Origin of the sequence: Frankia sp. KB5 (assembly GCF_002099325.1) — a bacterium.
In the GTDB taxonomy this organism is placed as follows: domain Bacteria; phylum Actinomycetota; class Actinomycetes; order Frankiales; family Frankiaceae; genus Frankia; species Frankia casuarinae.
Map to the genome: position 1 here is coordinate 1 of NZ_MRUJ01000285.1, position 9,220 is coordinate 9,220.

Here is a 9,220-nt window from a genome sequence, read left to right on the forward strand (position 1 = left end):
TACCTCGCCGGAGCCCTGGGTCACACCCGGTCGGAGCCACCCGGTCGGAACCACCCGGTCGGAGTTACCCGATCGGAGCCACATCCGGCTGGAGCCACCCGGTCGGAGCTACCCGACCCGACCCGAGCCCGCCGGCCCGCGTCGGCCCGCCGCCCCCTCGATCATGCGCRCAGCCGTGTACCGAGATCGCGAGGACGTCAAGGTCGAGGAGGTCCCCGAACCGGGGTGCCGGCCGGGGCACGTCAAACTTCGCGTCGCCCACAACGGGATCTGTGGCAGCGACCTGCACGAGCACTACGCCGGCCCCATCCTCTTCCACGCCGAGCCGCATCCGCTGACCGGCCTGTCGATCCCCCTCGTCCTGGGACACGAGCTAGGCGGCACCGTGGTCGACGTGGGCGATGGTGTCGGCTCGGTCGCCGTGGGCGACCGGGCGGCGCGCGGTGACGCTACCAGGCAGTCGGTGGTGATCGACGATGGTCTCGTGATGCGCTGAAACGCGGGTTTCCGCTCGAGCCGGCGGGTCAGGAGTGGATGACGGCCCGGCCGGTCATCGACTCGGGCAGGATCCGTACCCAGTGCGGATGCTCGATGCGGTCCGCCCAGGGCTTGAGTCCCGTCTGCTCAAGCCTGGCCAGCGTGCCCGGGTCGGTGACGGACACGGCCTTCCCATTGATCAGGACGCTCCAGCCGCTGCGGGACGCCGGATCGCGCCCGTCGACCTCGAAACCAACCGCGTCCTCCTCGATCGCGGCGGTCAGCTTCGAGCCCACGGCCGTCCGGAAGGCCACCGCCTCCCCGTCCATCACGTAGTTCACCGGCAGCACGAGGACCTCCCCATCCGCCCGGAACGCCACCCGGCCGAGCTGCTCGTTCCCGAGCAGCCACAGGCAGGTTGCGGGGGACAGCACCCCGCCACCGGCATGGTCGAAGGCGAACGCCACCCTGATGCTGGTCCCGCTGGTCTGGGTCGGTGTCTGCGTCGTGGGCATGGCCAGCTCGGTCCGATCGGTCGGTGAAGCCACGGTGACGAGCGCCGGCGCGCCCGCGTTCGGCGGGGTCATCGCGTCATCCCCCTCGTTCTGGGTAGTCGACGTACCTCCACTTCTGGACGGTAGTCGGACGGGGCGACCGCGGGCAGGGCCGGTCGTCGCGCCGGCGCGGGTCGTCCGACCGGGGGATGGCCTGCCGGTGGTCCGCACCGGTCCGCGGGGAAGGCGTTCGCCGGCCGGCCGGGACGGTGGTTACGCGGCCGGGCGGTGGTCACGCGGCCGGCTCGATGTCCGGTATCCGCGCGGCGCGGAACGTCACCTCACGCCGCAGCCGGAACCCGAGCGACTCGTAGAGCCGGATCGCGTTCGTGTTGGTCGCCGCGGCGTGCAGGAACGGTGTCTCCCCGCGGGCCCGGATGCCCGCGGCGACCGCGCGGACGAGCCGGGTCRCGAGGCCCTGGCCCCGGTGGTCCGCGTCCGTGCAGACGGCGCTGATCTCGGTCCAGCCGGGCGGGTGCAGCCGTTCCCCGGCCATCGCCACCAGCGTGCCGTCCCGCCGGATGCCGAGGTACGTGCCGAGCTCGATCGTGCGAGGCAGGAACGGCCCGGGTTTGGTGCGTTCGGCCAGCGCGAGCATCTCCGGCACGTCCGCGGTCCCCAGCCGCACGGCCTCCTCGTCCGGGAGCGCGTCGACCCCCTCGTCTACGAGCTGCGCGCCGTCGAAGATCGCATCCCCCCAGCCGGGCGGCGGGGAAGCGTCGATGCCGGTGAACGGCGCGATCGCGCCCGGGCCGAGCAGCGCCGCGACGTTGCGCCAGGTGCTCTCGTCGGGCACGTCCGGCAGGGCGACGAACGGTGACACGCCGACCGGGTAGCGCAGCACGTCACCGACCCGCTCGGCGAAATGCGCGTGCGGACCCAGGAGGGAGGAACGGACGGGGTTGTTCAGCACATGCTGGCCGGTCGCGTGCCGCCCGGGCTCCGGCCGGTCGGGTCCCGGCCGCCCGGGGGCGTGCTGTCGGGGAACGGCAAGCTCGGTCACGCGGCGACCTTGATCACGATCTTGCCGCGGGCGTGGCCGTTCTCCACCGCGCGCAGCGCCGCCGGGGCCTGGTCCAGCGGGAAGGTCGCGGTCACGAGCGGGTCCAGCGCGTCGTCCACGACCAGCTGGGCGACCGCGTCGAGCACGCGRCTGTCCCGGGCCCGCTGGACCGTCGTCCCGCCGTACCGGTCGCTCGCCCCAGACAAGGCCGTGACGAGCTTCGACCGGTCCGCGAGGACCTCGACGACGTCGTCCAGCGTCTCGCCCCCGACGAGATCGTAGATTCCGTCGACCCCCCGGGACGCGGCGGCCCGCACCCGGTCCGCGACATCGGGGCCCGGCTCGACGTGCGCCACGCCGAGGGCCTCGACGAAGTCCTTCTTGCCGGCGCTCGCGGTGCCGACGACCGTCAGGCCCGCATGCCGGGCGATCTGCGCGGCGGCCACTCCCACGCCGCCACCCACACCGATGATCAGCAGGGTGGCGCCGGGCGGCAGGGCCAGCTGGTGCACGCCGTCGTAGGCGGTCGCCGCCGCGACCGGAAGCGTCGCCGCGGCCACGAAGGACACCGCGGCCGGCTTGCGCGCGCTCTCCCTGGCGGTCAGCACCGTGTACTCGGCGTAGCCACCGCCCGGCGCGCTGCCGAACACCTCGTCGCCGACGGCGAATCCGTTGACGTCCGGGCCCACCTGCGTCACCACGCCGGAGGCCTCCACTCCGAGCACGACCGGAAACACGGCCGGCGGGGCGGCCGGCAGCCGCAGGCCGCCCCGCAGCTTCCAGTCCACGGGGTTGACCCCGGCGGCGCGTACCGCGATCGTGAGCTGACCCGGCCCGGCCACCGGGATCGGGAGGTCAGCGAACGCCTCCACCTCCGGACCGCCGTGGTCGTTGTAGACGTAAGCCTTCGGCACCACAACCACCGTTCCCTTCGCCGTTTCCCTGGCCGTCCCGCCGCGGCTGTCCCACCGCGTCGAGACCTCCGCGATGTCCGCGATGTCCGCGATGTCCGCGGCAGGCGTCAACGCCGACCGCGATCACCTACAACACCGGGGCGGGCCGTCACCTTCCGGCGGTGGCCGGCACCGGGACGGCGGCGGCCACCGCCGAGGTCAGGCCGATAGTCGAATTCTGGTTCTGTTCGACGTCGAAGAAGGGCCGAAGAAGATCGAAGAAGGCTGGGGGAGAGGCCGGGGGAGGCCGGGAAAGGCCGGGGTGACCTGGGAGGCCGAGAAAGGCCTGGACAGGTGCGAACCCGGCCGACTCACGTCCGGCGCAGCCACTGCTCGGTGAGTAACTCGTAGGACCGCACCTGCTCGGCGGGGGTGACCTGGCGGGGCCGGTTCTGCGCTCACGGCCACGACCCCGCCGGTGGCTACCGGCACCGAGCCTGCCCTACAGCCGACCCGGTGACTCCCATAAGCCTGCTAACTCCCTCCAGGTAGGGCCAGCGGAGTTAGCCGGCGAGGAGCTGGCGGGCCATGACGATGCGCTGGATCTGGTTGGTACCTTCGTAGATCTGGGTGATCTTGGCGTCCCGCATGAGCCGTTCGGCGGGGAAGTCCTGGGTGTAGCCGTAGCCGCCGAGTAGCTGTACGGCGTCGGTGGTCACCTGCATGGCGGTGTCCGACGCCAGACACTTGGCGGCGGCGCCGAAGAACGTGAGGTCGGCGTCCCCCCGCTCGGACTTGGCGGCGGCGACATACACCATCTGGCGCGCGGCCTCCAGCGCCATGGCCATGTCGGCAAGCATGAACTGGATCCCCTGGAAGTCCGCGATGCGCTTGCCGAACTGCTTGCGCTCCTTGACGTAGTTCAGGGCGAGGTCGAGTGCGCCCTGGGCGATGCCGATGGCTTGTGCACCGATGGTCACCCGAGTGTGGTCGAGAGTACGCAGCGCCAGCCGGAGGCCGTGACCGAGCTCGCCGATGAGACGATCCTCGGGAATTCGGCAGTCGTCGAAGAGCAGCTCGCGGGTCGGAGAGCCCTTGATGCCCAGCTTCTTCTCCGGGCTGCCGACGGAGAAGCCCGGGTCGGAGCTCTCCACGATGAAAGCGCTGATGTTGGCGCCGCGTCGGCCGTCGGGGTCGGTGACGGCGAGCACGGTGTAGTACTCGGAGATCCCCGCGTTGGTGATCCAGGACTTCTGCCCGGAGAGCACCCAGTGGTCGCCGTCGCGGACGGCGCGGGTCTTCATCGCAGCGGTGTCGGAGCCGGCCTCACGTTCGGAGAGGCCGTAGGAGAAGGCGGCCTCGCCGCGGGCCAGCGGTGGGAGGTATCGCTGTTTCAGGTCGTCGGTGCCGCCGAGGATGAGCGGGAGGCTGCCGAGCTTGTTCACGGCGGGGATCAGCGAGGAGGACGCGCAGACGCGGGCGACCTCCTCGATGACGATGCAGGTGGCGAGCGCGTCGGCGCCGACGCCGTCGTATTCGACAGGGACGTGGGGCGCGTGGAAGTCGGAGGCCACCAGCGCGTCGTAGGCCTCCTGCGGGAACCGGCTGTGGGCGTCGACGTCGGCGGCGTACGGCGCGATCTTGTCGTAGGCCAGGGTGCGCACGGCGTCGCGCAACTCGAGGTGCTCGTCGCTGAGTCGGTACAGGTCGAAGTCGGTGGCGGTCATGGGTTCCTCGCTCACTAGGTCGCTTGCCAGGGCGCTCAGTAGGTGCAGAAGAGTTACTAAGGCGCTCAGTAGGTGTAGGGCGCTCAGTAGGTGTAGAAGCCGCGGCCGGTCTTGCGACCCAGCAGGCCGGCGTCGACCATGCGGGCCAGCAGCGGCGGCGGCGCATAGAGGGGTTCCTTGAACTCCTCGTACAGCGACTCGGCCACTGCCTTGGTGGTGTCCAGCCCGATCAGGTCAGCCAGCGCCAGCGGTCCTTGCGGGTGGGCGGCACCACGGACCAGTCCCTGGTCGATGTCCTCGGCCGTGGCGAACCCGGACTCCAGCATCCGGATCGCCGAGAGCACGAACGGGATCAGCAGGGCGTTGACCACGAAGCCCGCCCGGTCCTGGCAGTCGATGGCGTGCTTGCCCAGATCGTCCTGCACGAACGCCCGCGCCCGCTCGGTCGTCTCCGGGTCGGTCAGCAGGCTCGGCACCAGTTCGACCAGGGACAGCACCGGGACCGGGTTGAAGAAGTGGATACCCAGGACATGGGTGGGCCGTTCGGTGGCCACGGCGAGCTTCATGATCGGAATGGAGGAGGTGTTGGAGGCCAGCACCGCGTCCGGGTCCTTGACGACCTCGTCGAGTCGCTTGAACAGCGTGGACTTGGCGGTCTCGTCCTCGACGATCGCCTCCACCACGAGGCCGCGGTCGGCCAGGGCCTCGATGTCCTCGACGACCTGGATGCGTTCGAGTACTTCCGCGGCGCTGGCCACCTTGCCGCGGCTCTCCGCGCGGGACAGTGATGTCTCCAGGCGCTGCCGTCCCGCGGTCACGGCGGGCGTGGTCATCTCCACGACGACCACGTCCTTGCCGGCACGGGCGCAGACCTCGGCGATCCCGGCACCCATCAGGCCACAGCCGACGATACCGACCTTGTTGATGGCGTTCACCTGGCTCCTCCTCCACGGTGTTGGTACGCAGTATCATAGTTGTGGAACTACGTACCACCAAGTAATTTCGGTGCCGTGGAGCAGCAGCCGGCCCGCTTGGCCAAGGACAGGCTCGTCGCGGCGGCGTTCGAGCTCTTCGAGGAGCGTGGCTTCGAGGGCACGACGGTCGACGACATCGCGCAACGCGCGGGCGTCGGTCGGACGACGTTCTTCCGGATCTACCGGTCCAAGGAGGACGTGATCTTTCCCGAGCACGACGTGCTGCTCGGCCACATCGAAGCCCGGCTTGCGACCGCCGCTCCAGAGACCCGCGGGCTCGCTCTCGCGGAGGCCGCCCGCATAGTGCTGCAGCACTACCTCGCCGAGGGCGAGCTCGCCCGCGCCCGCTACCGCCTGACCAGCACCGTCCCTACACTGCGCGCCCGCGAGGTGGCCGGCATCCGGCAGTATCAGCGCCTGTTCGCCAGGTTCCTGCGCGACTGGATGGGCAACGCGCCCGACGGCGCCCTGCGTGCCGAGTTGGTGTCCGCGGCCATCGTCACCGCCCACAACCATGTGCTCCGACGCTGGCTCCGAGGCGAGACCACCTCCCCCGGCGAGGAGTTCAACCGTGCGATGGAGGTGGCGCTCGAGCATCTCGAAACACCTGCTGAAGCCGGGACAGCCGTTGTCATATTCCGCACCTCCGCCGGCGTGGACGCCGTGGTCACCCGGCTGCGTCGGGCACTTGAAGAGGAACAGCGGCGCCCCTTGAGCTAGCGAGGGTGTCTGAAAGGGATGCCGGCGGACCTACTTCGCGGTACTGGTCACGGAAGGGGACGCCCCGGACCGCGCCGGGGAACGGTGGCGATCGACCGAAGGGCAGGATGGGCACACGGTCCGGGGCGGACACCGCCCGCCCGGCTGCTCTGCTCGTTGCCCCGCTCGGTCCGTTACCCTGCTACCCCATCCGAAGCTGGAGATCGTCTTGTCCCACCCCGAGGAAGCGGTGATTCTCATCGTCCCGGCGTCCCGGCGGCTACCATGATCGGACGCGAACCCTTCCGCGGCGCGGTCCTCGATGCGGTGCTGGAACGGATCACCTATGCCAACGAGGAGACCGGCTACACGGTCGCGCGGGTTGACACCGGGCGCGGCGGTGACCTGGTGACCGTCGTCGGGGCGTTGCTCGGCGCGCAGCCGGGGGAGTCGCTACGGATGCGGGGGCGATGGGGTTCGCACCCGCAGTACGGCCGCCRGTTCCAGGTCGAGGATTACACGACCGTGCTGCCGGCGACCGTCCAGGGCGTGCAGCGCTATCTCGGCTCGGGCCTTATCAAGGGCATCGGTCCGCGCCTGGCCGAACGCATCGTCGAGCATTTCGGGGTCGCGGCGCTGGACGTCATCGAAAAGGAGCCGGAACGACTCATCGAGGTGCCGAAGCTCGGCCCGAAGCGTACCAGGGCGATCGCCGAGGCGTGGGAGGAACAGAAGGCCATCAAGGAGGTGATGGTCTTTCTTCAGGGGGTGGGTGTGTCCACCTCGCTGGCGGTGCGGATCTACAAACAGTACGGGGACGCGTCGATCGGTGTGGTGCGCAATGAGCCCTACCGGCTGGCCACGGACGTCTGGGGCATCGGGTTCCRCACCGCGGACACCATCGCGAAGGCGGTGGGGATTCCGCATGACAGTCCGCAGCGGATCAAGGCTGGCCTGCTGTTCACGCTGTCCGAGGCCACCGACGGCGGTGGCCACTGCTTTCTGCCCGAGCCCCGGCTCATCAGCGACGCCGTGCAGATTCTCCAGGTCGACACCGGTGACGTCATCGAGTGCCTGGGGGAGCTGGTCGCCGAGGACGGGGTCGTCCGGGAGGAGGTTCCAAGCGAGGATCCGGCGACGCCGACGGCCGCGATCTACCTGGTGCCGTTCCACCGGGCCGAGATATCCGTTGCCGGCCAGTTGCGCCGCCTGCTGAATACCGGCGCGGACCGGTTGGCCGCCTTCGCCTCGGTGGACTGGGACCGGGCGTTGGGCTGGCTGCGGGAGCGGACCGGGGTCGAGCTCGCGCCGGCCCAGCGCGATGCGGTGCAGCTTGCCCTGACGTCCAGGGTCGCCGTGCTGACGGGCGGACCGGGCTGCGGCAAGAGTTTCACCGTCCGCTCCATCGTGACGCTCGCACTGGCCCGGCAGGCGAAGGTGATCCTCGCCGCGCCGACCGGCCGGGCCGCGAAGCGGCTGACCGAGCTGACCGGGCACGAGGCATCGACGGTGCACCGGCTGCTGGAGCTGCGGCCGGGCGGTGACGCCGCCTTCGACCGGGACCGCCCGCTCGACGCCGACCTGATCGTCGTTGACGAGGCGTCGATGGTCGACCTGCTACTGGCGAACAAGCTTGCCAAGGCGGTTCCGCCCGGCGCGCATCTGCTGCTGGTCGGCGACGTCGACCAGCTGCCGTCGGTCGGTGCCGGCCAGGTGCTACGCGACCTGCTCGCCGAGGGGACGCCGATCCCGCATGTCCGGCTCACCCAGGTCTTCCGAGCGGCGACCGAGTCCGGGGTGGTGACCAACGCGCACCGCATCAACCGTGGTGACTATCCGCTGGTCCGGGGACTGCCCGACTTCTTCTTGTTCGCCGCCGAGGAGGCGGAGGAGGCGGCGAAAATCACCGCGGAGGTGGTCGCCCGGCGGATTCCGGCGAAGTTCGGGCTTGATCCGCGCCGGGACGTGCAGGTACTGACCCCGATGCACCGCGGCCCGGCGGGGGCCGGCGCGCTGAACACCCTGCTGCAGGAGGCCCTGACGCCGTCCCGCCCGAACGTGGCCGAGCGGCGCTTTGGCAGCCGGACGTTCCGGGTCGGCGACAAGGTTACGCAGGTGCGCAACAACTACGACAAGGGCGCGAGCGGGGTCTTCAACGGCACTCTCGGCGTGGTCACCGCGCTGGATGTGGAGAACCAGACGCTCACCATCCGGACCGACGAGGACGAGGACATCGACTACGACTTCGGGGAGCTCGACGAGCTGACCCACGCCTACGCGGTGACGATCCACCGCTCCCAGGGCAGTGAGTACCCCGCGGTCGTCATCCCGCTCACCACCAGCGCCTGGATGATGCTGCAACGCAATCTGCTCTACACGGCCGTCACCCGGGCGAAGAAGCTGGTCGTGCTGGTGGGATCCCGCCGGGCGATCGGCCAGGCGGTGCGGGCCGCCGGTCACGGCCAGCGGCACACCGCGCTCGACCACCGGCTGCGTAGCGGGTGACTGGTGAACACCACCTACCATCGGCTCGTAACGGTAACGGCGACACGGTCAGCTCGACGCCGCCACGCCCAGGCTCACGCTGGTTGCCGCGGCTATGACCACTGCCTCCGCTTCCGCGATGACCTTCTTGACGATCGGGGCGACCGGCGTCAGGTCGGTCGCCGTCCGGATCCGCTCCTTCGCGTGCCCGCGGGACGCGCGCTCGGGTGCCACCACCTCGAGTAGACGGGCCGGGCCCGCGAGCGCGAGCAGGAGAAGTTCCTCGGCGAGCAGCATCGTCGTCTCCTCATTCGTCGGCGTTCGTGCCCCGGACCCTTACCTGGTCCGGGGACGGGGGCGCCCGGTCGGCCGGCTGGCAATCCCCGGTCAGGGCTCCGGCACGTTCGCG

9 protein-coding genes are annotated in these 9,220 nt (G+C 70.4%); 3 read left to right on the top strand and 6 right to left on the bottom strand.

The features are described 5' to 3' along the window. The coding region (locus KBI5_RS27415; protein ID WP_206745270.1) for an alcohol dehydrogenase catalytic domain-containing protein at positions 1-496 on the top strand (496 nt) is incomplete at its 5' end. Positions 497-524: 28 nt separating this feature from the next. On the opposite strand, the gene KBI5_RS22385 is transcribed toward KBI5_RS27415, so the two are convergent. From KBI5_RS22385 to KBI5_RS22405, 5 genes are all read right to left on the bottom strand, one after another. Continuing rightward, the gene (locus KBI5_RS22385; RefSeq protein WP_011435984.1) at positions 525-1,064 is read right to left on the bottom strand and encodes a pyridoxamine 5'-phosphate oxidase family protein; all 540 of its coding nucleotides are present in this window, start codon (positions 1,062-1,064) and stop codon (positions 525-527) included. 199 nt (positions 1,065-1,263) lie between these two features. Further along, positions 1,264-1,944, bottom strand: coding sequence for a GNAT family N-acetyltransferase (locus KBI5_RS22390; RefSeq protein ID WP_085016368.1), 681 nt, complete (start codon positions 1,942-1,944; stop codon positions 1,264-1,266). Between the two features lie 86 nt (positions 1,945-2,030). Further along, positions 2,031-2,948: an NADP-dependent oxidoreductase gene (locus KBI5_RS22395; RefSeq protein WP_035730472.1), complete on the bottom strand. Its 918-nt coding sequence runs from the start codon at positions 2,946-2,948 to the stop codon at positions 2,031-2,033. A 542-nt stretch (positions 2,949-3,490) separates the two neighbouring features. Further along, positions 3,491-4,654, bottom strand: a complete 1,164-nt coding sequence (locus tag KBI5_RS22400) for an acyl-CoA dehydrogenase family protein (RefSeq protein WP_011435988.1) — start codon at positions 4,652-4,654, stop codon at positions 3,491-3,493. Between the two features lie 83 nt (positions 4,655-4,737). Beyond that, positions 4,738-5,580, bottom strand: a complete 843-nt coding sequence (locus KBI5_RS22405; protein ID WP_035909043.1) for a 3-hydroxybutyryl-CoA dehydrogenase — start codon at positions 5,578-5,580, stop codon at positions 4,738-4,740. A gap of 84 nt (positions 5,581-5,664) precedes the next feature. Here KBI5_RS22405 and KBI5_RS22410 point away from each other — a divergent pair, with 84 nt between their 5' ends. Both KBI5_RS22410 and KBI5_RS22415 read left to right on the top strand, forming a co-directional pair. Continuing rightward, entirely contained in the window at positions 5,665-6,348 is a 684-nt protein-coding gene (locus tag KBI5_RS22410; protein WP_011435990.1) for a TetR family transcriptional regulator, read from the top strand. A 264-nt stretch (positions 6,349-6,612) separates the two neighbouring features. Further along, on the top strand, positions 6,613-8,832 hold the full coding sequence (locus KBI5_RS22415; protein ID WP_085016366.1) for an ATP-dependent RecD-like DNA helicase: 2,220 nt from the start codon (positions 6,613-6,615) through the stop codon (positions 8,830-8,832). Positions 8,833-8,880: 48 nt separating this feature from the next. Here KBI5_RS22415 and KBI5_RS22420 read toward each other — a convergent pair whose 3' ends face one another. Further along, entirely contained in the window at positions 8,881-9,108 is a 228-nt protein-coding gene (locus KBI5_RS22420) for a hypothetical protein (protein WP_011435992.1), read from the bottom strand. Positions 9,109-9,220: the final 112 nt, after the last annotated feature.